Here is a 22,342-nt window from a genome sequence, read left to right as displayed (position 1 = left end):
CCGCCGGTGAGCATCTTTCTTTGGACATCCCACACCGTGCAACACTGGATGGTCGGCCAGCGGCGGGTATGCGACCCGTCGGAGGCCGTACGGCCAACCGAGGAGAGGACGCTGGCGTGAGCGGTGGACCACTGATCGTGCAGTCGGACAAGACCCTGCTGCTGGAGATCGACCACCCCGACGCGCAGGCCTGCCGGATGGCTATCGCGCCGTTCGCCGAGCTGGAGCGCTCGCCGGAGCATGTGCACACCTATCGGCTGACCCCGCTGGGCCTGTGGAACGCCCGGGCGGCGGGCCACGACGCCGAGGGTGTGGTCGACTCTCTGATCAAGTACTCCCGGTACCCGGTGCCGCACGCGCTGCTGGTGGACGTGGCCGAGACGATGGACCGGTACGGCCGGCTCCAGCTCGCCAACGACCCGGCGTACGGGCTGGTGCTGCGCGCACTGGACCGGCTGGTGCTGATCGAGGTGGCCAAGAGCAAGAAGCTCGCCGGGATGCTCGGCGACAAGATCGACGACGACACCATCCGGGTGCATCCGTCCGAGCGCGGCCGACTCAAGCAGGCGTTGCTCAAGCTGGGCTGGCCCGCGGAGGACCTGGCCGGTTACGTCGACGGTGAGGCGCACCCGATCGAGCTGGCCGAGGCCGGCAAGGACGGGCGCAAGCCGTGGACGCTGCGGTCGTACCAGCGGGAGGCGGTCGAAGCGTTCTGGGCTGGCGGCTCGGGTGTGGTGGTGCTGCCCTGCGGCGCCGGCAAGACCCTGGTCGGCGCGGCGGCGATGGCCGAGGCGAAGGCGACCACCCTGATCCTGGTCACCAACACCGTCGCCGGCCGGCAGTGGAAGCGGGAGCTGATCGCCCGCACGTCGCTGACCGAGGAGGAGATCGGGGAGTACTCCGGGGAGCGCAAGGAGATCCGCCCGGTCACCATCGCGACGTACCAGGTGCTCACCTCACGGCGCGGCGGCGCGTTCACCCACCTGGACCTGTTCGGGGCCCGCGACTGGGGCCTGGTCGTCTACGACGAGGTGCACCTGCTGCCCGCGCCGATCTTCCGGTTCACCGCGGACCTCCAGGCCCGCCGTCGGCTGGGCCTCACGGCGACTCTGGTACGCGAGGACGGCCGCGAGGGCGACGTGTTCAGCCTGATCGGCCCGAAGCGGTACGACGCGCCGTGGAAGGACATCGAGTCGCAGGGCTGGATCGCCCCGGCCGAGTGCACCGAGGTCCGGGTGACGCTCACCGACGCGGAGCGGATGTCGTACGCGACGGCGGAGGCCGAGGAGCGCTACCGGATGGCGGCGACCGCCCGGACGAAGCTGCCGGTGGTGAAGGCGCTCGTCGACCGGCACCCGGACGACCAGGTGCTGGTGATCGGCGCGTACATCGACCAGTTGCACCAGCTCGGCGAATACCTGGACGCGCCGATCATCCAGGGCTCGACCACGAACAAGGAGCGGGAGCGGCTGTTCGACGCGTTCCGCACCGGGGAGATCCGCACCCTGGTGATCTCCAAGGTGGGCAACTTCTCCATCGACCTGCCCGAGGCGGCGGTGGCGATCCAGGTGTCGGGGACGTTCGGGTCGCGGCAGGAGGAGGCGCAGCGGTTGGGTCGGGTGCTCCGGCCGAAGGCGGACGGTCGGCAGGCGCACTTCTACACGGTCGTCTCCCGGGACACGATCGACACGGAGTACGCGGCGCACCGGCAGCGCTTCCTCGCCGAGCAGGGGTACGCGTACACGATCGTCGACGCCGACGACGTCCTCGGCCCGTCCCTGCCGACCTTCGACTGAACGCGGTGGGTCGCCCCCGATGGGGCGACCCACCGCACCGCCGGATCAGGAGAAGTTGACCAGGAAGTAGTAGTTGGTCGGGTCGGACCACACCCCGTCGGCCGTACGCCCGCGCACGCTTATGGTGTGCGAGCTGGCCGAGGTGGGCGTGTAGGTGAGGGTGGCGACCCCGGCGGCGTTCGCCGCCACCGTCGCCGGCTCCCCGTTGTCGACCGTGTACTCAAACTCCACCACCCCGGGGCCGCCCTGGGTGAAGGTGAAGTCGCCCGGCTCGCCGACGCCACCGGCCCACTGGCCCTCCGGATAGGCGGTCGACGACACCCGCGGCGCGGTGCCGACCAGGAACGGGTAGTCCGTCTGCGGCGTGTACTCGCCCGCCTCGGTGCGGCCCCGCACGGAGAACACGTTCGCGCCGTTGCGATCCATGGTCACCGAGATGTCAGTGACCAGCGCGTCGGTCTCCTTCGGCACGCTCTGCCAGGCACCGCCGTTGAGCTGGTACTCGTAGGTCTTCACCTCGCCGATCTCGGTGTCGACACCGAACCTGCCGACCGTGCCGATCCCGCCACGCGGCGTGTACTCGTCGTACACGCTGCTCACGTTCACCCGCGGATCGCGTACCCGGAAGTAGTACCGCCGCTCGGCGCTGGCCGTGCCGTCCGCCGACCGGCTGGTGACCGTCAGCAGGGTGGAGCCGTCATGCGTGGGCGCGATCTCGATGGTCGCCTTGCCGTCCGGTCCGGCGGCGACCACCTGCTCCTCGCCGCTGTACTCCAGCACGTAGCGGTACTCCACCACGTCGGAGCGGCCCGGGTTGAAGGTGAAGCGACCCGGCTGGCCGGGCTGGCCTCCGTCGCCGTTCTCCGGGTATTCGCTGGACGTCACCACCGGGGCATCGCTGACCTCGAACGTGTAGGTCCGCGTCGGCGAGAACGATCCGTCCAGGAAGCGCGTGCGTACCGTCAGCGTGTTGCTGCCGGAATGCTCGGGGGTGATCGTCGCCCGAGCCCAGCTGTACTCCGGGTCGACAGTCTGCTCGGGACCGTCGTCGAGCCGGTAGAGATAGGCGTCCACGTCCGGCATCGCGGTGTCGAAGTTGAACTCGCCGGGGATGCCCACGCCGCCCCACGCGCCGAACTCGTAGTAGTCGCTGGAGGAGACGGTCGGCTTGGTGTCGATGACGTTGAACTGGTACTGCTCGGTCTCCGAGGCGGTGCCGTCGGCGCTGATGCTGCGCACGTTCAGCGTGTACCAGTTCGGCTCCGTAGGCGTCCAGGGCAGCACGGCGGTGCCGTCCGCCGCCGCCTCGACGCGCTGGAACTCGTCGTACTGGAACGCGTACTCGTAGGCCACCACTCCCGTCCGCCCGGGCCGGAAGGTGAAGCTACCGGCACGGTCCACCACGCCGTCGTGGTCCGGGAAGACGAAGTCGGCCGATTCCACGATCGGGGTGTCGCGGACCTGCACGTCCTCGGTGTACGCGCCGACCATCTCGGCGCCGACGTAGCTGCGCACCTGGAGCCGGACGAGACCGCTCTGCGTGAACACCACCGGGACGACAGTGGTCCCGTCGGCGTCTGCCGGCACCCGAGCCTCCGCGCCGTCGCCGATCCGGTAGCCGAACTCGGTGACCCCTTCGACGTTTGTCGAGATCGCCAGCTGGCTCGGCAGGCCGACACCGCCCATGGTCACCCGGACCCCGGGGGCCGTGGACTTGACGAAGAAGTCGTACTCAGCCACCTCGGAGGAGTTCGAGGCGCTGTCCACGCTGCGCACGCTCAGGTACTCGACGAACGAGGTGGGCGTGTATTCGAGGGTGACGTCCGCGCCCGGCTGCGGAGCGGCGATGTAGTTGTACGTCTCGCCAAAGCGGCCCCAGTAGTAGCCGACCACGTCCTTTGATCCGTTCGCCTTGAAGGTGAACGTGCCGGGTACGCCCGAGCCGCCATGGGACTCGCCGTCGTCCGGGTACTTGACCGAACTGATCAGGGGTGTGGCCGGCCGCTCGCCGTCCACCTTCACGAAGCACGGCTTCGCCCAGGAGGAGTAGTCGTGACCGTCGTAGGCGCGAGCGGTCCACGTGACCACGGTGCCGTGCGGGTACTGCCCCATGTCCCAGGTGGCCTTGGAGAGGGCGCCCGAGTAGCTCGATCCGGACAGCTCGGAGCGCTGTTCCTCGTGGCCGACAGGCCAGGCGGCGAACTGTCCCCAGTAGTCGTAGTCGTAGGGGTCCACGTCCGCGCCCCGGACCATGAGGGTGTAGTTGCGTGCCCCCACGGGCTGCGGCTTGTCCCTGGTACCGCAGGACCACGACGGAAACTCGAGCCCGATCTGCGTCACCGTCGGCGTGTGGTTGGCCTCGGTACGGATCGACGGGTACGGGCGGAGCTTACGGCCGTGGGAGAGGTCGCCCTCGTAACCGTGCGGCACCCGGAACTCGACGGTGAGGGTCTTCACGCCCTGCTTCGCCAACTTCTGTAGGGCGGGCATGATGTCCCATGCCAGGTAACCGGGGCAGGTCGCCTCGCCACCGGCCTGCACGGTACCGAGCAGTTCGCGTCGACGCGGCGCCGAATCCCAGCTCGTGGTGGCCTTGATCGCATCGGTGCGCCACAACTCGACCGGCTGCGCCGAGGTGCAGTCGGCAGCCGACCCCTCGGCGATGACCAGATCCGCCTTGTGGATGACGGCGCCGCTGAAGCGCGTGATGTCGAAGCTGAAGTAGGACCGCGACTTGTGCTTCTTTCCGCCCGCGTCGGCCCACGCGCCGATCGGCGCGTCCCCGGAGGGGTTGACGAACGACTTCTTCGGCAGTTGGGAATCCGTGTAGGCCCAACCGGACTTGGTTACGTCCCACTGCTGGTAGGCCTGAGCCGGCGTGGCGGTCACGCTGACCAGACCCGCACCGAGCACTATGCCGAGTGACCCGGCCAGCAATCTTCGTGCGCGCACGACGATGCCCCTCCCCCGTAGACGATGGCGTGCATCGCCATCGAGGGGCCAGAGCATATCGAGGCGTGACCAGGTGTCGGCTAGCCGATTCGGGTGGTCTGTGACCGCCACCCGGACCATGATCACCCTTGCGGCGTAACACGATCCGGCCTTTGCCCGACCCGCGTCAGCGCTTGCCGGGCTCCGCGACGAAGACACCGCGCCCCGGCCGACCGACCAGCACACCCTGCTTACGCAGCGTCGCCACCGCTCGGCTGATCGTGGACTGCGAGACGTCATACTCGTCGGCCAAGACCCGCCCAGACGGAAGCAGCGAACCAGGCGTACCGCAGCTCGGGTACTGGTCCGGCTCAGCGCGCGGGTCGAGCCGGGCGGGGTGACCGTCTCGGCGGAGGACCAGCAGGGCGTACGCCATTGGGTGTCCTGTGACCGGCCACTGCCCGGCGGCGCGCGGTGCGCCCTGCCGGTCGACCACCTCGCGCCGTGCGCGAGGCGCGCACGGCCGTGACGGCGACCCCTCAGCGGGAGAAGCGGTTCACCAGTACCGCGAGCCGCCGGTCGTGGTCGGCGCGGCGGAGCCGGCCGCTGCGCATGAGTGTGACAAGCCCGTGCAGGCCACTCCAGAACGTCTCGGTGACCGCCTCCAGGTCGTCGTCACCGGCCGCCGGGCGCACCGCCTCGGCCAGCTCGGCGAAGCCCCGGGCCAGATCGGTCGGGACGCCCTGGGTGGCGAACGGCAGGTCCACGGCGAGAGTGAACATCGCGTCGTAGAGCGCGGGCCGCTGTTCGGCGAAGGTGGTGTACGCCGCCGCCACGTCGGCGACCGCCTGTCGGGGGTTGGCGGCCGAGGCCCGGGCCGCGACCAGCGCGGTGGCCAGTTCGGCGAAGCCCTCGACGGCGACCGCCGCCATGATGGCGTCCTTGCCCTTGAAGTGGCTGTAGAGGACGGGCTGGCTGTACTCGATCTCGGCGGCGAGCCGGCGGGTGGTCACCGCGTCCCAGCCTTCCGCCAGGGCCAGGTCGCGGGCTGCAGCGATGATCGCCCGTTCCCGTTCCGCCCGCTCGCGCTCCCGGCGCGTCTGAGTCGACATGACCGAAACCCTAGCACCGCTAGCGTTGCTGTCGTTGCTCTGCTAGCGTCGCTCCTACATCTAGCAGCGCTAGCAATTGGAGCGGACCATGCTGTCACCCCTCGCTTACGGGCTCGCCATCGTGCTCAGCCTCTTCGTCGCCTTCATCGGTGCGCGGTTCCTCCTGGTACCGCAGGCTGCGGCCGCCGGGTACGGCGTACCGGCCCGACCGGACGGCGACCCCGCCTACCTGACCGTCAAAGGGCTGAAGGACCTCACCTTCGGGTTGCTCGGCCTCGCCCTGATCGCCTTCACCACGGCCGACTCGGTCGCGTGGTTCATGCTGATCGTCGCGCTCGTCCCGCTGGGCGACACCGTCATCGTGCTGCGCAACGGCGGGACGAGAGCCGTCGCCTTCGGCATCCACTTCGCCACCGCCGTCGTCGTCCTCCTGGACGCCGCCCTGCTGTTCGCCCTGTGACGACCGGAACCGCCCGCCGCGCCTGACCGAGCCCCTTGATCCACTTCACTTCGGGGATGTGGCGGTGTCCGAGGCCTTGGATGCCGCCACCTCGCCGATACGGAGTTGATCAAGGGCGAGGCGCGCGGCGACGTCAGGGCGTGGGGGGTGGGCAGCGGTCGGGGAGGGTCACCTCGCCGGGGCGGTGGTCGAAGGTGTTCAGCGTGAACCACTCGTCCAGCTCCGGGTCGAAGAGGTTCTGCAGGCCGAACTGCAACACCTGCCACCACCGGCTCGGATCCTGCTGGTCGACGTAGATGTCACCGAGCGCGAGCGGAAACCGGAAGAACTCCCCCGGCACGGTGGAACCCCCGACGACCCCGACCCGCCAGTGGTCGACGTGCCGGTCCTTGGCACCCTGCAGGATCTCCGGCCCCACGTAGCGGGCGGTCTTCAGCTTGTCGTTGAAGATCTGCCGGTTGAAGAACCCGGGGACCTTGCTGCACGCGCGCGGCGGGAACAGCGGAATGTTCGGCCACTTGTAGGTGAGCGTGTAGAGCGCGTTCTCGTAGATCAGGTTCGTGAACCAGATCGGGTGGTCCGGGCCGCCGGCGGTCATCTGGCTGTTGCCGTCCCGGCCCTGCCAGCTGAACGGCACGTCGATGCCGAGGTCACGCACGATGTACCGGCCGGTGCCCTGGAAGTCCGCCGGGAGTTGCGGTGGGCGCGGCTCCCTCGGCTCGGGGACCGTGGGGCCGTCGGCCTGGGCCGCGCGGGGCAGCGGCGCCGCCGCCGGACCCGGCGCGACCACACCGAGGGCGAACAGGCCCCCGGCCACCGCCGAAACCACAGTCCGACGTGTACGCCTCGACAACATCTGCCCTCCGCCGGAGTGAAAGTGCCACATGACCTCGGCGAAGCGTAGGAGCAGGCAAAACGTGAGAAGTGGCGGAAGGCGGTGGCTCCACCGGAAGGGTGAGGTGACCTACCGGGGGTAGAGCGCACCGGCCCGGGACCAGAAACGGTCCCGGGCCGGCGTCACGCGAACCTGCTTACTTGATCAGCTTCCAGGGGCCGTTCTTGTCACCCGGCTCCTGGCCACGAGTCCACCACTTCGCCTCGTAGACATGCCCCTTGAAGGACACCCGGTCACCGGCGTTGTACACCTTCGTGAGCGTCCAGGCCGCCGGGCTGTTGTCCGGCGGCGTCGGGGCGATCTCCTCCCAGGAGCCGTTGCGGTCACCCGGCTTCTGGTTGCGGGTGTACCACTGGGCCCGCCACTTCTTGCCGTCGTACACGGCGAAGTCGCCGGCGTTGAAGATCCGCGACGCGGTCCAGATCGAGGTGCCGTCCTCGGTCATGGCGATTTCCTGCCACGCACCGTTCGGGTCGGCGCCCGGCTTCTGGTTCTTCGTGTACCAGGAGGCCCGGAAGACCCTGCCCTGGTAGGTGGCCCGGTCCCCGTCGTTGTAGACCGTCGACGAACTCCACTCCGCCGGCAGGTTCACCGTCAGGGTGGCGGTGGCCTCCACCGGCGCGAGGTGCACACTGCCGGGGTACGACGCGGTCAGCGTGTGCTGGCCGCCCGCGAGGCCCACCGGAAGGGTGAACGTCGCGGTGCCGTTGGTCACCGCCGCCGAGCCGCGGATGGTCGTACCCTCGCGCAACTCGACCGCACCGGTGACCGGCGTGCTGCCGGCCGCGACCCGCACGGTCACCGTCGCCGCGGTGCCCCAGTTGGTCGGGGCGGCGGTGACGGTCATCGTCGGGACCTGCTTGGCGATCGTGAACACGGCCGGCTGGGCCACCGCCTCGCCGCCGTCGGCGCTCTTCGCCGACACGATCCAGCCGTACGAGGTGCCCGGCAGCAGCTTGTCCCAGGTCGCCGTGGCGACGCCGTTCGAGGCCACCTCGTCGGTGCCGACCGTGCCGGACGGCACGTACGCGGCGAGCGAGTCGGTGGTGAACGACGTCTTGCGGGTGGTGAGGTCCACCGGCAGGGTCAGGTTGTCCTCCGAGCCGTTGTACCGCGGCTTGGGCTGGCTGCCGTCCTGGCGGATGTCGTACTCGGTCGCCCCGAAGTTCTTGAGCAGCGGCGAGTACGTGTCGATGTGCATCTCGGCGCGGTCCACGTCGAACTGCAGCAGGCGCAGGAAGCTCGCGCCGAACTGCAACCGGTCGGTGGCCTTGTGGTCCGGGGTGCCGTCACCGTTGACGTCGATGGTGCCGTCGGCGGCCACCTGCTGCGGCCAGAGTTCCCCCGCGGTGACCGTGTAGAACTGGTAGTCCGCCAGCAGTTCGACGACGTCGTGGCTGACGGTGACGCCGATCTTCGACTTCAGGTTGGTGCCGACGCCGTGCTCGTGACCGGCGAGGACCAGGAAGACGTTCGGGTTGGTCTCGACGACCTGCTTGAAGAGCGGCGAGCCGTCCGGCGCGGAGAAGTCCGCCCCGCGACCGTCGGGGTTCGCCGACGGCTTCAGGTAGTCGTGGGAGAGCAGGATCCCGTTGCGGTCCTTGTACCGCTTGAAGATCGAGTCCGCCCACTTGGCCTCGGCGGGTGTCACACCGTACGACAGGCCGACCGCGACGAAGTCCAGACCACCGGCCGAGAAGAGCAGGTAGTTGTTCTGGTTGTCCTTGCCCGGCGTGACGGAACCGTCGGCCTTGGTCACCTCGTCCCACGCGTGGTACTCGGTGCCCTTCGGCCAGGACTTGGCCGTCCCGTAGTAGCGGTCGGCGCTGAAGGTCCGGCTGAACCGGGACGTCGGGCCCGTCTCGGCACCCAACTGGTCGTCGTGGTTACCCGCGATGACCTGGTTGACGACGCCGTGGTCGTCGAGGATCTTCTGGAAACCGGAGGCGGTCGCCAACTCCTTCTCCACCTGCTCGTGCAGACCGGGCCGCTTCAACGAACCGTCCGGGTTGGTGGCCAGCGGGTCGTAGTAGTCGTTCTCGATGACGTCACCGGTGTGCGCGGCGTACGCGATCTTGCGGCTGGCCGAGTTGTCGGCGATCCACTGCATCTGGTCGCGGTACGCGGCCGACCAGATCGCCTGCTCCTCGACCGTCTCGACGTCCGAGGGCTCGGCCTTACCGTCGAAGTCGTCGTAGGTGCCGCCGGCGGCACCCTCGGTGATGTACTGGGTGTCGGTGAAGTGCGCCAGCGAGAAGTCGTACGAGTCGGGGTCCTCGAAGCGATCCTTGTCGTTCTGCGCCGACGCGTCGTGCGGGGACAGGTCGTCGGCGAACGGGTCCTCACCCGTGACCAGCACGTGCACGGTCCCACTGTCGCGGTAGCCGGCGTCGACAGGCGCGGTCAGGACGGTGTCCTGCCCGGCCTGCCCACGCGAACTGGTCAGCACGACCCACTTCTTGGTTGCCGGGTTCCACGCCCGCAGCGCCACGATCCGCGCTGGGTCGATCGTGCCCGACCAGCGCAGCGTCGGCTCCTGCTTGGTCGCCCCCAGCGGCAGGTCGTACCGCTGGAAGACCACCGCGCGGCTGGACGCGGTCTCGATCGTCGCGCCGTCGAGCGGACGCAGCGAGGTGACGTCCACGCTCTTGTCGTGCTGGACGTCCAGCGTGGTCGGCACGTCGGCCGCCGCACCCTGGTAGCCCTCGGTCGGCAGGACCACGTCCGCCTTGGTGAAGGTGGCGGTCAGCCCGACACCCTCGGCACCGGGGATCCGGGCGGAGAGTTCCGCCGAGAGCGGGTCGGTGTCCTTGACTGTCGAGTTGAGCTCGGTCGGGACGTCCGGGATGCTCGCGCTGCTGAAACGCACCTCGCGGGTGGCGGTGTTGCCGAGCGCGTCGGCCGCCGTCAGCGTGATGGTGTGCTCCCCGGCCGGCAGGCCGTGGCCGATCTGGTCACCCTGCTTGACGGCCGCGCCGTCCAGCGTGATCGTCGGCGTACCGGCCACGCCGGTGGCGTCCTTGATCTTGATGTTGAGCGCGACGGTCGAGGTCAGCCGCTGCCCGGCTGCCGGGACACTGCTCTCGATCTCCGGTGCGGTGTTGTCGGTGGTGAAGCGTCGCGTCGAGGTCTTGTCCCCGACGACCGCCTTGATGGTGTGGGCGCCGTCCGCGATCGTGGTCGTGTCGACGTCCGCGCGCTTGCCCAGCGCCGGCAGCGCCGAGCCGTCCTGCCCGGTGACGTCGAACAGGACCATCTTGTTCAGCACCGAGTTGTAGCTGCTGCCACAGGTGCCGTCACCGATGTACGTGGTCACCTGCGATCCGGCCGGGTAGCTCCCCGAGCCGATGGTGACAGTCGTCTGCGCGATCGACCGGGTCAGCTGGGTCGCCTTCGCACCGGTCGGAAGCAGCTGGAAGTCCCGCAGGGTGAAGTCGTCGAAGTTGTCGCAACCACCCGGCTTGGCGCTGCCGTGGTCGTTGCCGGCGACGAACTCGATGGCGTTGACGCCCGGCACCAGCCACTCGTTCGGGAAGGCGAGATCCGCGACCTCCTTCTCCCACATGCCGATTTCCAACGGGATGCCGTTGATCAGCACCTTGTTGTCGTAGCCGTTGTCGCTGCCGTTGCCACCGACGAACACCTTCAGGTGCGCGTCGCCCCCGCTGCCGAGGGTGTCGACCGTACGCGTCGTCGGCGCACCGTTGATGGTGAAGTGGAACTCGGCGTCCTTGTTGGCCGCGCAGGTCCCGTCGCCCAACGCCAGCGAGGCGGCGGTCGTCTCGGCCTTCGTCACGGTCGTGCCGCTGGTGGTGACGAGGTACGTGGTGCCGGCCGTCACCGTGCCCGCGGTGCTCAGCGTGAGGCTCGTCGCCGCCCGGGTGAGCGTGAAGTCGTCGTGGTTGGCGCAGGTCGCGCCGCTCACGGTGCCGTTGTAGTCGCCGGTCCGGACCTCGACGACGTTGTCACCGAGGTGCAGGAAACGGCTCGGGAACGCCAGCTTGGCGTCCTCGGCGCCGGTGGCACCGTAGTCGCCACCGAGGTCGACCCGGTGCCCGTTGACCAGTGCGTAGTTCTGGTAGCGCGCCTCGACCGAGTTGCCGGCCTCGACGGTGAGGCCGAGGGTGGCGGTGCCAGCGGCCAACGTCTCCGCGTTCTCGGCGGGCTTGTCGTCGATGGCGAGCGACTCGACGTGCTCCTTGCCGCTGCTGGGCAGCGCGGCGATCACCGGCCGGGTCCCGCGTACGCGGGCACCGTCTTCGGGGGTCACCGCCGCCGCACCGGCGGGGGCGTTGTTGACGTCGACCGTGACGGACGTCTTCGCGCCCGACTGGGTCGTCGCGCTGACCGTGTGCGTACCGTTGGTGAGCTTGGTGGTGTCGAGGTCGGTACGCAGGCCCGACGTGCTGCCCGGCTCGCCGGAGATGACGAAGGTCAGATCCTGGTTGAGCAGCTTCGCGGAGCTGCCGCAGGTGCCGTCACCGAAGCTGTAGCTGAACAGGTTCTGTTCGCCGTCGGCGACCACGCCCAGCAGGCTGAGGCTGATGCTGCTCAGCGCGTAGTCGTCGTAGTTGGGGCAACGGCCACCCTCACCGTTGGGCAACTCCTCGTAGCCGACGGCGGTCTTCGTGGTCGAGTCGACCCAGTTCGCTCCGGTGTGGACGGTGACGGTGTTCGCCCCCGGCTGCAGCCAGTCACCCGGAAAGTCGAGGGTTCCGACCTGCCCGCCGGGAATGTCCGGAAGGTAGACGCGGTCCGCCTCGGCGGTGTGCGTGTTGACCGTGACGTAGTTGCGGTAGCGGGCCTCGGTGCCGTTGCCACCCATCTCGAAGGCGAAGTGGGCGGTGCCGGCGGTCTTGTCGGCGCCGATCTTGTCGCCGTCGACCGCAAGGGTGGTCACCGAGTCGTTCTCGGTGACCGGCTCGACGACGACGGGGACCGTGCCCTCGATGTTCTGCCCGTCGCTCAGACTGATCAGCGGCGTGTTACCGCCGGTCGGGACCGTCTGCGCTCCTGCCAGCGTCGGGCTCAGGGTCGTCGCCGGTCCGGCGATGAGGATGAGCGCCACCGCGGACAGGAGTCCGCGTGTTCGCTTCCTACGCGCACGTGGTGCGTGCGTCATGGCGAGGTTTCTCCTTTGTTGGGTACGAGCAAACCGCCGACGCCGAGCACTGAGATGCCGACCGCGGCGGGCACGGGGGCCACAGCGGGTGGCCGGTCTCAGGACGGAAGGGCGCGGGCGGCCCGCCGGCGACGTACCTGACGTCGCAGGAGCGAGACGACGGCCGCGACGAGCAGCAGGGGGCCGACGCTCCCGGCGACCTTCCAGGCGGTGGCGCGGTCGTGGTCGGCAACGCTCGCCTCGCTCGGCAGGGGCGCGTCGCCGAACGCCCAGTCGTGGGCGTACCGGCCGGGGCCGTACACCTGGCGCTGGCCCCGCGGGCCGGTCGCCACCGTCTGGTACGCCGGGTCGAGATCGCTCAACATCCTGACCTCGACGCGGGCCGCGCCGACCGGCCCCGCGCAGGTGTAGTCGACGTCCACACCGGAGCCCACGAGGTCGCTCGGCGGGTCGACAGCGCCGGCGCACGCGTGTCCGTCGCTGCTGACGGTCATCTGCTTGAGCAGGTAGTTCGTGAACGGCGTGGACGAGGCGAGGATTGTCGCGTCCGAAGCCTGGAAGGAGATCGCACCGTCGAGCAGGACGCGGTCCTGCGGAAGCAGGCCGAGTTCGACGCCGAGCAGGGTCAGTTCGTCGACGCCGCCCGCCTTCCACCGCAGGTGCACCACCTCGGGGCGGGTCGCGTCCGCCGCGATGGTCACGGTCTGCGGATAGCCGTACGGGTGGGCTTGGGCGGGGACCGCCGTGGCGAGCAGGGTGAGGGTGAACGCCACCGCGATCACGACGCGGCGGGGCCACCGTGCGGTTGAGGGCATGCCAGCGCTCCGGTCTACAGGTGCTGTGGCACGCCGGTGGGCGCGGCCGTCCAGTGACCCTGCCGGCCGTCGGCGAACTCGCCAGGCGAGCTTGATGAGAAACGAGCGCAGCGGGGATGAACAGTTAGTTGATCAACTGCCATGGGCTGCCCGACCGCTCAGGCGGCGCTGAGCTTCCGTAGGACGTACTGGTTGAGGCTCATGCCGTCCTCGGCGGCGTGGATCGCCAGCTCGCGGTGCAGGCTCTCGCCGACGCGGAGGTTGAACTTGCCCGAGTAGCTGCGCTCGGCGAACGGCTGCGGCACCGCCTCGCCCTGCTCCTCCATGTCCGCGATCACTTCACGCAGCAGGTCTTGGAGCCCCTGGAGAGCCTCGATCTGGGAAGGGGCCAGCCAGGAGAGGGATGGGAACTCGGCGCAGGTGGCGACGAACTCGCGGTCCTGGACCGACCACGTAACGCGGTAGGTGTAGTGGGACACGTCAGGGTGGGGATCGGTCTGCATCACATGGCCTCCTTCTTGTCGATCGCCCTGAGCACTTGCCGTACCTGGTACGCCTTGGCCCTGCCCTTGTCGTTCTGGATGTTGACGCGTGGGTCGCCCGCCCAGGGCATCTTGAACACCGCATGGGAGGTGCCGGCCTGCCGCGGCTTCCCGAAATAGTGCTCACACACCCCGTAGAGATCGTTGTACGCGATGTTCTGCGGGCTCTTCCGCATCGCTTCAACGAGCTTGTCTATGGACGGCACAGATACATGGTACTGCGGGCGGTACCGTCGTCACAACGTTTCGCCGGCTGAGCCCGGCCGAGACGCTGGTACGCGAGGGTGACGTGTTCAGCCTGATCGGCCCGAAGCGGTACGACGCGCCGTGGAAGGACATCGAGTCGCAGGGCTGGATCGCCCCGGCCGAGTGCACCGAGGTCCGGGTGACGCTTACCGACGCGGAGCGGATGTCGTACGCGACGGCGGAGGCCGAGGAGCGCTACCGGATGGCGGCGGCCGGTGTGCCCTGCCCGCCGACCGCACCGCGCCCTGCTCGCCCCGGCTGAACCGGCGGTGAGGAGGAACGGGAAGGGGCTGGCCGGGCACAGCCCGCCAGCCCCCGACACGGTTTGCGTCAGCCGGCGCCGCCAGCGCGGAACGCCACCCAGGCGTCGCTCATCCGGTCGGCCTGACCCGGGGTGAACATGTCCATACAGGAGTCCTGCGTGTAGTCCATGAAGTTGTGGATCGGGTCCAGCCCGGGTGCGGTGCAGGTGTCCGCGCCCACCGGGCAGTCGAACTGCGGGGCCGCCTCGCGGGGGGTGTCCGCGACGAAGTCGCCGGACGCGGAGCAGCCGTGCGCGAAGGTGTGCTCCAGCATCAGCCAGTGCCCGACCTCGTGCGTCAGCGTGTCGCCGAGGGCGTACTTGCCGGCCGTGCCGCCCGGCATCGACTCGTCGAGCATCACCACGCCGTCGATGTAGTCACGGCCGTTGTTGTAGCCCTTCGGGAAGTACGCCCAGCCGAGCAGCCCGCCGCCGATGTTGGCGGCGTACACGTTCAGGGTGCGGGAGTTGCCGGTGTACAGCGCCTTCTTCATGTCCCGCTCGTTCTTGCCCGGCTCGACCGTGTACCAGGCGCTGTTCACCGTCCACGTGGTGTCGACGAGCGAGAACCGGAACGGGGTGTTCGAGGCGTTGGCTGCCGTACGGCCCGCGTACGAGTCGTTGAGCACCGCCATCTGCGCCGCGATCAGGGTGTTCCACCTGGTCGTCTCGGCGAGGGTGAGGGGGTGGTCGGAGACCATGTGGAAGACGGTCGGCACGGTGACGCTGCCGTTGGGCAGACGGGGCGCGTCCTTGATCACGCCGTAGGCGTTCGCCTCGTTCTTGGAGTACAGCTCCGGTTCCTGGGCGGTGGCACCCTCGGCGGCCCGGGCGGCGCTGTGCGCCGCGGTACCCGGGTCGCACGCCGCGGCACTCGGGGAGGCGGTCACGGGGGCGGCCGTGGCGAGCGCCCCGGAGGCGCCGCCGGAGGCCAGGAACGTGGCGGCGGTGGCGGTGAGGACCGCCAGTCGGAAGGTCGATCTCCTGTGCATCGGTGCACCTTTCAGTGAGGGAGCGGTGCGCGGTCGATGACGTCGTCGTTCGGGTATGAGAACATGCCGACGGCATCGACAAAAGACCCTCTGAGCAGGGCTGATACCGATGTAACGGAACAGGATGAACCAGCGCTGTTAGGCCGGTCCGGCAGCGGTCAGAGGACCCGGGTCACCCGCTCGGCGGCGACGATCGCGTCCCGTCGCGCCGGGTCGAGGTTGGCGCTGATCACCACTGACGCGCCAGCCGAGAGCGGCGCGAGCAGCCACTTCAACGGCTCCTCGTGCTCGGCGGCGTCGACCAGCAGTCGATCACCGGCGCGCAGGTCGAGCACCTTCGCGTACTCCTGGGCGATCGCGCCCCACTGGCCGTAGGTGGTGCCGTCCGCGGTGGCCGGGTCCGACGGGTGGATGGCGGTGTGATCGGGCGTCGCCTCGCCGTGGCGAAGCACCTCAGCGGACCAGTCCAACCAACCCAGCGGGACGTCGGCCAACTGCCCCGGGCCGGTGCCGACGAGGTAGCGGTGCGTGGCGTCCGGCACGTCCTCCAGCCAGTCGTCCTGCCGCTGTGGGGTCACCAGGACCGCGTCGAACGGCCGGTCGCCGCCCGGTTCCAGCACGGGCAGGCCCGCAGTGGCGCGCGGTCGGAACGAGACCGCCAGGCCCGAGGCCCACGCGCCCAACAACACCGCTGCGGTACGCCAGTGCGGCGGCAGCAGCACCGCTACGCGGCTACCGGGGCCGAGACCGCAGCCGTCGCGCAGCAGGCTCGCACTGCGCGCCGCCCAGGCGCCGACCTGCTGTGCGGTGAGGTCGACGCGCTCGCCGGTCGCCTCGTCGCGGTAACTGAGCAGGGGCTGCTCGGCGTCGGCGGGTTGGGCCACCAGCTCGGCCGTGACGGTTGGCTGCATCTCCACGCTCCCTGAGTGCGACGTCGGCACCACCCTACTCAACGACTTTGGTCGCTCCCCTCGTCGTCCGATGGCCGTAGCGGCTGGCCGGCCGGCGCTTCGCCGAGTGTTCACGTCGGCGCAAGCTGACGCTCCCCCACAGGTGTCAGCCTCCGTGCGGGTACGACCTAACGGAGGAAGTCCTTGTCACTCAGAAGAGCATTCACCGCGCTCACCGCAGCCGGTGTCGCTGCCGCCAGCCTGACCGGGGCCGCCCCCGCGTCGGCCGGCGGGCATCACCACCCAGCCAAGTCACTCGCCTTCGACCGGGTCGCCACGTACCCGGTGTTCCAGAACCGTCCGGCCGGTGCGGACCCGGCGACCCCGACGGTCGCCGAGATCTCGGCGGTCAGCGAGGACGGCCGCACCCTGATCCACACCGACGCGCTGGCCCGGCGCATCGGATTCCTGGACATCTCCCACGCCGATCGGCCGCGCGGCCTCGGCACCCTCTCCCTGGCCCAGCTCGGGAACGCCGAGGACGAGCCCACCTCGGTCGCCGTGGTCGGCAAGTACGTCCTGGTGGTGGTGAACACCAGCGGCAGCTACACCGAGCCGTCCGGTCGACTCGACGTGATCGAGTTGGCCAGCCGCAAGCGGGTGGCCAGCTACGACCTCGGTGGTCAGCCCGACTCGATCGCGATCAGCAAGGACAAGCGGTACGCCGCGATCGCCATCGAGAACGAGCGCGACGAGGAGGCCACCCCGCCCGGCGGCGAAGAGGGCGACCTGCCCCAGGCCCCCGCCGGCTTCGTGCAGATCGTCGACCTGACCGGCAAGTCCCCGGCCGGTTGGCGGTTGCGGCCGGTCGCGCTGACCGGTGCGAACGGGAGCGCGTTGCCCGCCCTGGTCCAGGCCGGTCTCGCCGCGCCGACGGACCCGGAGCCGGAGTACGTCTCGATCAACAGCCGCAACCAGCTGGCCGTGACCCTGCAGGAGAACAACGGCGTCGCCCTGATCGACCTGCCCACCGGCCGGATCACCAAGGTGTTCAGCGCCGGCACCGCCACGATCAGCGGGATCGACACCGTGCAGGACGGTGTCATCGACCTGACCGGCAGCATCACCGACGTACCGCGTGAGCCGGACGCGGTGGCCTGGGTCGACGACCGCTACCTGACCACGGCCAACGAGGGCGACTGGCACGGCGGCACCCGCGGCTGGTCGGTCTTCGACAGCCGCACCGGGCGCGTCGCCTGGGACGCCGGTAACAGCTTCGAGCGGCTCGCCGTCACGTACGGCCTCCACAACGAGGACCGGGCCGGCAAGAAGGGCACCGAGCCGGAGGGTGTGGCCGTCGCCGAGTACGACGGCGTCCGGTACGCGTTCGTCGGCTCGGAGCGCAGCAACTTCGTCGCCGTCTACGACCTCAGCCGCCCGACGGCGCCGGTGTTCACGCAGATCCTGCCGACCACGAACGGGCCGGAAGGGCTGCTGCCCATCCCGTCCCGTGGGCTGCTCGCGGTCTCCAGCGAGGAGGACGACGCCTCGGTGAACGTCCGGGCCTCGGTGTCGCTGTTCCAACTCGGCAAGGGCACGCCCGCGTTCCCGAGCATCGTCTCCGGCACCGACCGGGCCGATACGCCGATCGGTTGGGGTGCCCTCGGCGCGCTGAGCGCGGCACCGGGCAAGCGGGACCAGCTCTACAGCGTCACCGACGCGGCGTACAGCCAGACCCGCATCCTGACCATCGACGCGAAGCGGACCCCCGCCGTGATCACCGGCGCGCTGCCGGTGAAGGACGCGACCGGCGTGCCGGTCGGGTACGACGCGGAGGGCATCTTCGCCCGCCCGCAGGGCGGCTTCTGGCTGGCGGTCGAGGGTGCCAAGGGTGCCGATAACAAGCTGGTCCGGCTCGACTCCGCCGGGGTGACCCGGCAGACCGTCGCGCTGCCCGCCGAGGTCGCCGCCGGCCTGGGCAAGCAGGGCCTGGAGGGGGTCACCGCGACCACCGACCGGCAGGGTCGGGAGATCGTCTGGGTGGCTGTGCAGCGGGAGCTGAGCACCGACCCGGCCGGAATCGTCCGGCTCGGCCGGTACGACGTCACGGCAGGCACCTGGAGCTGGTTCGGTTACCAGTTGGGCGCCACCACCGTGCCCGGTGACTGGATGGGCCTCTCCGAGATCACCGTGGTCGGCGACCGGCTCGCGGTCATCGAGCGGGACAAGCTGAACGGTCCGGCCGCCACGGTCAAGCGGATCTACACGGTGCCGCTGCCGGGTGCCGCGGCGACCGGCCCGCTGACGGTGCTGCCGAAGACCCTCGCGGTCGACGTGCTGCCCGCGCTGCGCAACACGAACGGCTGGACGCAGGAGAAGTTGGAGGGTCTGACCGTGGCCGGCAACGGCGAGGTGTACGCGGTCACCGACAACGACGCGGTCCAGGACGCGACCGGTGAGACGGTCCTCCTGCGCCTCGGCGCCAGCCGTAAGGTCTTCGGCCGCAACTGACCCGATAACCGTCGAATGCCCGGCGCCCGCCATCCGCAGGCGGGCGCCGGACCGGTCACGCATGGTGACCAGGCGCCAGGAGGCACCCCACTCTCACACTCCCTTTGCTCTGCTTCAACAGAGGAAACACGCACGCTCCGTGAGCGCCTCTGGCCGCCGAGCCTCGAACAATTCGCAAAAACAGCTGGTGAACCTGGTGTTTCCTCCGTTGAAGCAGAGCAAAGGGGTCGAGCAGTCCCGCGAGGTCGCCGAGGACAATCACGTTCCGCGGCATACGTCGACGAACCGTCCAGACACCACCCGTAACCACGATTACGTAGATGCCGGGACGGGCCGAGGCCCGGCGTCCACCAGTGTGGACGCCGGGCCTCGCGGGTCTACTCCTTGACCATCACCACGTCGGTCGGGGGCTTGACCGTCACGTCGACGCCGTAGTCGAACAGTTCGAGAGTCGAGCCGCCCGTCCCGGTGTCGAGATGGCCCTTCACCGTCGACTGCCAGGTGAACGTGAGCGCCACCTTCGCGATCCGGCCGTCGCCGTCCAGCGTGACGTCGCCGGCCGTGCTGCTCGACCCGTCCTTGCCGGTCGTGCTGTACGTGAAGTGCAGCGTGCCGTCCGGGGTCTCGGTGACGCTCGCGTTCTCCCGCTTCAGCGCTGCGAACAGGGCAGCCGGGTCGGGCTCGGCGGCACCCAGCACGTCATTCCCGTCGCCGTAGAGGGAGAGCCGGTCGTACTTCCCCGGGTACTGCCCGTAGCGGCCGTACGTCTCGCCCGGGCCCTTGTCCGCCGGCAGCTTGCCCTGGGGTCGTTCCCCACCCTCGTAGCGGGTGCCGTTGATCAGCAGCTCGGTCATCACCGAGTCGTCCTGCGGCGCGCGGACGTAGCCGGTCGCGGTCCTCGGGTCGAACGCGCCCTCGTAGGTCAGCCCGCCCGGGCCGGAGTTGGTGAGCCGCATCCGGTAACTGATGTTCTCGCTGGCGGTGGCGGCCGAGACCAGCCGCATCGCCGGCGGGATCGACGCCGGCCGCGCGGCCTCGGTGCTGACGCCGGGACGGCTCGACGGGGAGTTCGTCGGCAGGGCCAGGGCGGTGCCGACGCCCAGCGCCAGCAGGGCGCACGTCGTACCGACCAGAGCGGTGCTCCGACGTCGGCGGCCCCGTCGGCCGCGCTCGATCAGCGCGCCCACCGGCGGCGCGGAGTCCGTTTCGCCGTCGACGATGTCGTGCAGCCCCTGGGCGAGACGGTCATCGATGTTGTTCATGACTATCACCTGCTTACCGAGTCGAAGGATTCCTCAAGGAGGTGTCGAAGCGTGCCCAGCGCGCGGGCGTTCTGGCTCTTGACGGTGCCGAGCGAGCAGCCGAGCACCTGGGCGACCTCGCGCTCGCTCAGGTCCTCGTAGTGGCGGAGCACCACCACCGCTCGCTGCCTCGCCGGCAGCGACATCAGCGCCCGGCGCAGGACGACGGCGTCCGGGCCAACCCCGTCAGCCGGGGTGGCCCGGTCGGGCACGTCCGCGAAGAGACTTTCGCGACGCCGCCGCCGCCAACTGGACGTGTGGTTGTTGACCAGGGCCCGGCGCAGGTAGGCGTGCGGGTCGCCGAGCCGGGACAGCCGGCGCCACCGCTCGTAGACCTTGACCAGGCTGTCCTGGAGTAGTTCCTCGGCCCGCCACCGGTCGCCGCTGAGCAGCATGGCCAGCCGAATATGTCGCTGCCACGCCACCTCGACGAACGCGACGTAGGACCGGTCCGCCGCGGACAGTGGTTTCTCTTGGTCGGTCACGCGCCTTACACGCGGCGGGATCACCAAAGGTTGTCAGGCCGACGGCAGTTCCGGGCCGCCGTCGAGCAGAGGGGCGAAGAGGTCGTCGTACTCGTCGACCCGGGCCAGGACCTCGGCGGCGGTGAACTGGCGGACGGCCGGCTTCCGGCCGCGGGCGCCGGCCTCGACCTCGTCCCAGGTCAGCGGCGTCGACACTGACGGCACCGACTGGGCCCGCAGCGAGTACGGCGCCACGGTGGTCTTCGCCGCGTTGTTCTGACTCCAGTCGATGAAGACCTTGCCCGGGCGGAGGTTCTTCGCCATCTTCGACACGATCAGCTTCGGGTGGGCCTGCTCCAACTCCTGCGCGATCCGCCGGGCGTATGCGGAGACGTCATCGGACGACTGGGTGCCGGCGATCGGGCAGCAGAGCTGCATGCCCTTCTTGCCCGACGTCTTCGGGTACGACTCGATCCCGTCGAGCGCGAGGCGGTCGCGCATCAACACCGCCACCGGGCAACACTCGGCGAGCCCGGCCGGCGGCCCCGGGTCCAGGTCGACCACCAGCATGTCCGGGTGCTCGCCGACCTTCCACTGCGGCGTGTGCAGCTCCAGCGCGGCCAGGTTGGCCAACCACACCAGGGTGGGGAGGTCGTCGGCGACCACGTAGTCGATGGTCTCCCGGCCCTTGGTCGACCCGGGGGCGGGCAGATTCTCCACGCGTACCCAGTCCGGGGTCGCCGCCGGCTTGTTCTTCTCGAAGAACGACTTGTCGTCCACCCCGTTGGGGAAGCGGATCCGGGTGACCGGTCGGTCCCGCAGGTGCGGCAGCAGCACCGGGGAAATCCGGGTGTAGTAGTCGATCACCTCGCCCTTGGTGAAGCCGGCCGTCGGATAGAGCACCTTGTCCAGGTTGGACAGGTCCAGCGCGCGGCCCTCGACGTCCACCCGTAGCCGCTCAGCCGGCATCGTCGACCTCCTCCGGAGGCTTGTCCGGGCGCAACCGCAGCACCCGGGGGAAGCGCAGCCGGCCGTCGGGGGTGCGTTGGCCGTACTTCACCTCCACCACCACCCTGGGGCTTACCCAGATGGCGCTCCGGGCATCCTCGCGCGGCACACCCGGCGCGAACGGTGACACGCCGGAGCGCAGCGGCTCCAGCTCGGTGAGGAGTTGCCGTTCGATGGCGGCGCCGATCCCGCCGCCCACCCGCCCCCGGTAGATCAGTCGGCCGTCCGGGCCGGGCACCCCGACCAGCAGCCCGCCGATCCGGCGCGCGCCCGGTCGCCAGCCGCCGATGACGAAGTCGCCGGTCACCTCCAGCTTGACCTTCACCCAGTCCGGAGAGCGCACCCCCGGGCGGTAGACGGCGGCCACCCGCTTGGCCATCACACCTTCCAGACCGTGCTCGCCGGCCGCCTCGTAGGTGGCCGGGCCGTCGGCGAACATCGGCGGCACCGCCCATCGGGCGCCGCCGAGCGCGAGCCCCTCCAGGGCCTCGCGGCGGCGCTCGTACGACCAACCGGTCAGGTCGTCGCCGTTCAACCTCAGCAAGTCGAAGATCATGTACGTGACCGGCATGACCGCCGCCAACCGGGCCGCCTTGTTCCGGTCCCGCACGTGCATCCGCTCGGCCAACGCGGTGAACGACGGCTGGCCGCCCTCCCCCAGCAGCACCACCTCGCCGTCGAGCAGCGCGTCGTCGACCTGCTCGGGCAGAGTGGCCAACTCCGGGTACGCGGCGGTGATCTCCACGCCGGAGCGGGCGTACAGGTGTTGACCGCCGCCGGAGATGTCGGCGAGCGCCCGGACCCCGTCCCACTTGAACTCGTACGCCCAGCCGTCACCCGCCGGGAGCGGCCCGGTCATCGCGAGCATCGGCTTGAGCGGCGCGCCGGGCACGACCCGACTGTAGTAGCAGGCCGAACACCTCGCGTCAGGTTCTTCGGGATGCGAGCATGGTCGA

At 69.8% G+C, this 22,342-nt stretch carries 17 protein-coding genes and 2 pseudogenes; 5 read left to right on the top strand and 14 right to left on the bottom strand.

Going from position 1 to position 22,342, the window contains the following annotated elements:
- Nucleotides 1-116 precede the first annotated feature (116 nt).
- Entirely contained in the window at nucleotides 117-1,796 is a 1,680-nt protein-coding gene (locus tag C7C45_RS27490; protein WP_110566811.1) for a DNA repair helicase XPB, read from the top strand.
- Nucleotides 1,797-1,841: 45 nt separating this feature from the next.
- Here the strand turns inward: C7C45_RS27490 and C7C45_RS27485 are convergent, their stop codons facing one another.
- A complete protein-coding gene (locus C7C45_RS27485; protein WP_110566809.1) occupies nucleotides 1,842-4,748 on the bottom strand; it encodes a hypothetical protein in 2,907 nt (968 codons plus the stop codon).
- Nucleotides 4,749-4,914: 166 nt separating this feature from the next.
- A pseudogene (locus tag C7C45_RS35225) lies at nucleotides 4,915-5,070 on the bottom strand (GntR family transcriptional regulator); the annotation flags it as partial.
- Here C7C45_RS35225 and C7C45_RS35220 point away from each other — a divergent pair.
- Entirely contained in the window at nucleotides 5,014-5,256 is a 243-nt protein-coding gene (locus C7C45_RS35220; protein ID WP_244200601.1) for a hypothetical protein, read from the top strand. The pseudogene C7C45_RS35225 and the gene C7C45_RS35220 overlap by 57 nt on opposite strands.
- 10 nt (nucleotides 5,257-5,266) lie before the next feature.
- On the opposite strand, the gene C7C45_RS27475 is transcribed toward C7C45_RS35220, so the two are convergent.
- On the bottom strand, nucleotides 5,267-5,839 hold the full coding sequence (locus C7C45_RS27475) for a TetR/AcrR family transcriptional regulator (protein ID WP_110566805.1): 573 nt from the start codon (nucleotides 5,837-5,839) through the stop codon (nucleotides 5,267-5,269).
- An 88-nt stretch (nucleotides 5,840-5,927) separates the two neighbouring features.
- Here C7C45_RS27475 and C7C45_RS27470 point away from each other — a divergent pair, with 88 nt between their 5' ends.
- Nucleotides 5,928-6,299, top strand: a complete 372-nt coding sequence (locus tag C7C45_RS27470; RefSeq protein ID WP_110566803.1) for a DUF4267 domain-containing protein — start codon at nucleotides 5,928-5,930, stop codon at nucleotides 6,297-6,299.
- A gap of 133 nt (nucleotides 6,300-6,432) precedes the next feature.
- Here the strand turns inward: C7C45_RS27470 and C7C45_RS27465 are convergent, their stop codons facing one another.
- The 5 genes from C7C45_RS27465 to C7C45_RS27445 form a co-directional block, all read right to left on the bottom strand.
- Nucleotides 6,433-7,116 (bottom strand): hypothetical protein, encoded by a 684-nt coding sequence (locus C7C45_RS27465; protein ID WP_110566801.1) that lies wholly within the window; start codon nucleotides 7,114-7,116, stop codon nucleotides 6,433-6,435.
- 214 nt (nucleotides 7,117-7,330) lie between these two features.
- The gene (locus C7C45_RS35580; RefSeq protein ID WP_110566799.1) at nucleotides 7,331-12,262 is read right to left on the bottom strand and encodes a carbohydrate-binding protein; all 4,932 of its coding nucleotides are present in this window, start codon (nucleotides 12,260-12,262) and stop codon (nucleotides 7,331-7,333) included.
- Nucleotides 12,263-12,414: 152 nt separating this feature from the next.
- Nucleotides 12,415-13,131, bottom strand: coding sequence for a hypothetical protein (locus C7C45_RS27455; protein ID WP_146247418.1), 717 nt, complete (start codon nucleotides 13,129-13,131; stop codon nucleotides 12,415-12,417).
- Between the two features lie 158 nt (nucleotides 13,132-13,289).
- Nucleotides 13,290-13,634, bottom strand: coding sequence for a type II toxin-antitoxin system HicB family antitoxin (locus C7C45_RS27450; RefSeq protein WP_110566835.1), 345 nt, complete (start codon nucleotides 13,632-13,634; stop codon nucleotides 13,290-13,292).
- Nucleotides 13,634-13,879 carry a toxin HicA gene (locus C7C45_RS27445; RefSeq protein ID WP_244200600.1) on the bottom strand — a complete coding sequence of 82 codons (246 nt, stop codon included), beginning with the start codon at nucleotides 13,877-13,879 and terminating at the stop codon, nucleotides 13,634-13,636. The genes C7C45_RS27450 and C7C45_RS27445 overlap by 1 nt, the downstream gene beginning before the upstream one ends.
- A 41-nt stretch (nucleotides 13,880-13,920) precedes the next feature.
- Here C7C45_RS27445 and C7C45_RS27440 point away from each other — a divergent pair.
- Nucleotides 13,921-14,130, top strand: a pseudogene (locus C7C45_RS27440) (DNA repair helicase XPB); the annotation flags it as partial.
- A 119-nt stretch (nucleotides 14,131-14,249) separates the two neighbouring features.
- Here C7C45_RS27440 and C7C45_RS27435 read toward each other — a convergent pair.
- Nucleotides 14,250-15,212, bottom strand: a complete 963-nt coding sequence (locus tag C7C45_RS27435; protein WP_110566793.1) for a zinc metalloprotease — start codon at nucleotides 15,210-15,212, stop codon at nucleotides 14,250-14,252.
- Nucleotides 15,213-15,370: 158 nt separating this feature from the next.
- Entirely contained in the window at nucleotides 15,371-16,123 is a 753-nt protein-coding gene (locus tag C7C45_RS27430) for a TIGR03089 family protein (protein ID WP_110566833.1), read from the bottom strand.
- 183 nt (nucleotides 16,124-16,306) lie between these two features.
- On the opposite strand from C7C45_RS27430, the gene C7C45_RS27425 reads away from it, so the two are divergent.
- Nucleotides 16,307-18,613, top strand: coding sequence for an esterase-like activity of phytase family protein (locus C7C45_RS27425; RefSeq protein WP_110566791.1), 2,307 nt, complete (start codon nucleotides 16,307-16,309; stop codon nucleotides 18,611-18,613).
- 377 nt (nucleotides 18,614-18,990) lie between these two features.
- On the opposite strand, the gene C7C45_RS27420 is transcribed toward C7C45_RS27425, so the two are convergent.
- The 4 genes from C7C45_RS27420 to ligD (C7C45_RS27405) are packed head-to-tail and all read right to left on the bottom strand — an operon-like array spanning nucleotide 18,991 to nucleotide 22,278.
- The gene (locus C7C45_RS27420; RefSeq protein WP_110566789.1) at nucleotides 18,991-19,875 is read right to left on the bottom strand and encodes a hypothetical protein; all 885 of its coding nucleotides are present in this window, start codon (nucleotides 19,873-19,875) and stop codon (nucleotides 18,991-18,993) included.
- 5 nt (nucleotides 19,876-19,880) lie between these two features.
- A complete protein-coding gene (locus tag C7C45_RS27415) occupies nucleotides 19,881-20,399 on the bottom strand; it encodes a SigE family RNA polymerase sigma factor (RefSeq protein ID WP_244200599.1) in 519 nt (172 codons plus the stop codon).
- A gap of 33 nt (nucleotides 20,400-20,432) precedes the next feature.
- Entirely contained in the window at nucleotides 20,433-21,347 is a 915-nt protein-coding gene (ligD, locus tag C7C45_RS27410) for a non-homologous end-joining DNA ligase (RefSeq protein ID WP_110566787.1), read from the bottom strand.
- Nucleotides 21,337-22,278 (bottom strand): non-homologous end-joining DNA ligase, encoded by a 942-nt coding sequence (gene ligD, locus C7C45_RS27405; RefSeq protein ID WP_110566786.1) that lies wholly within the window; start codon nucleotides 22,276-22,278, stop codon nucleotides 21,337-21,339. The genes ligD (C7C45_RS27410) and ligD (C7C45_RS27405) overlap by 11 nt, the downstream gene beginning before the upstream one ends.
- Nucleotides 22,279-22,342: the final 64 nt, after the last annotated feature.

It is taken from the genome of Micromonospora arborensis (assembly GCF_003205615.1).
In the GTDB taxonomy this organism is placed as follows: Bacteria; Actinomycetota; Actinomycetes; order Mycobacteriales; family Micromonosporaceae; genus Micromonospora; species Micromonospora arborensis.
The sequence above is the reverse complement of the archived record's forward strand: the minus strand, read 5'-3'. Positions and strand labels throughout refer to the sequence as shown.

Coding starts and splice junctions, on each gene's coding strand:
- C7C45_RS27420 (WP_110566789.1), bottom strand. CDS start 19,875: ATGAACAACATCGATGACCGTCTCGCCCAGGGGCTGCACGACATCGTC.
- C7C45_RS27450 (WP_110566835.1), bottom strand. CDS start 13,634: ATGCAGACCGATCCCCACCCTGACGTGTCCCACTACACCTACCGCGTT.
- C7C45_RS27455 (WP_146247418.1), bottom strand. CDS start 13,131: ATGCCCTCAACCGCACGGTGGCCCCGCCGCGTCGTGATCGCGGTGGCG.
- C7C45_RS27430 (WP_110566833.1), bottom strand. CDS start 16,123: ATGCAGCCAACCGTCACGGCCGAGCTGGTGGCCCAACCCGCCGACGCC.
- C7C45_RS27475 (WP_110566805.1), bottom strand. CDS start 5,839: ATGTCGACTCAGACGCGCCGGGAGCGCGAGCGGGCGGAACGGGAACGG.
- C7C45_RS27435 (WP_110566793.1), bottom strand. CDS start 15,212: ATGCACAGGAGATCGACCTTCCGACTGGCGGTCCTCACCGCCACCGCC.
- C7C45_RS27470 (WP_110566803.1), top strand. CDS start 5,928: ATGCTGTCACCCCTCGCTTACGGGCTCGCCATCGTGCTCAGCCTCTTC.
- ligD (WP_110566787.1), bottom strand. CDS start 21,347: ATGCCGGCTGAGCGGCTACGGGTGGACGTCGAGGGCCGCGCGCTGGAC.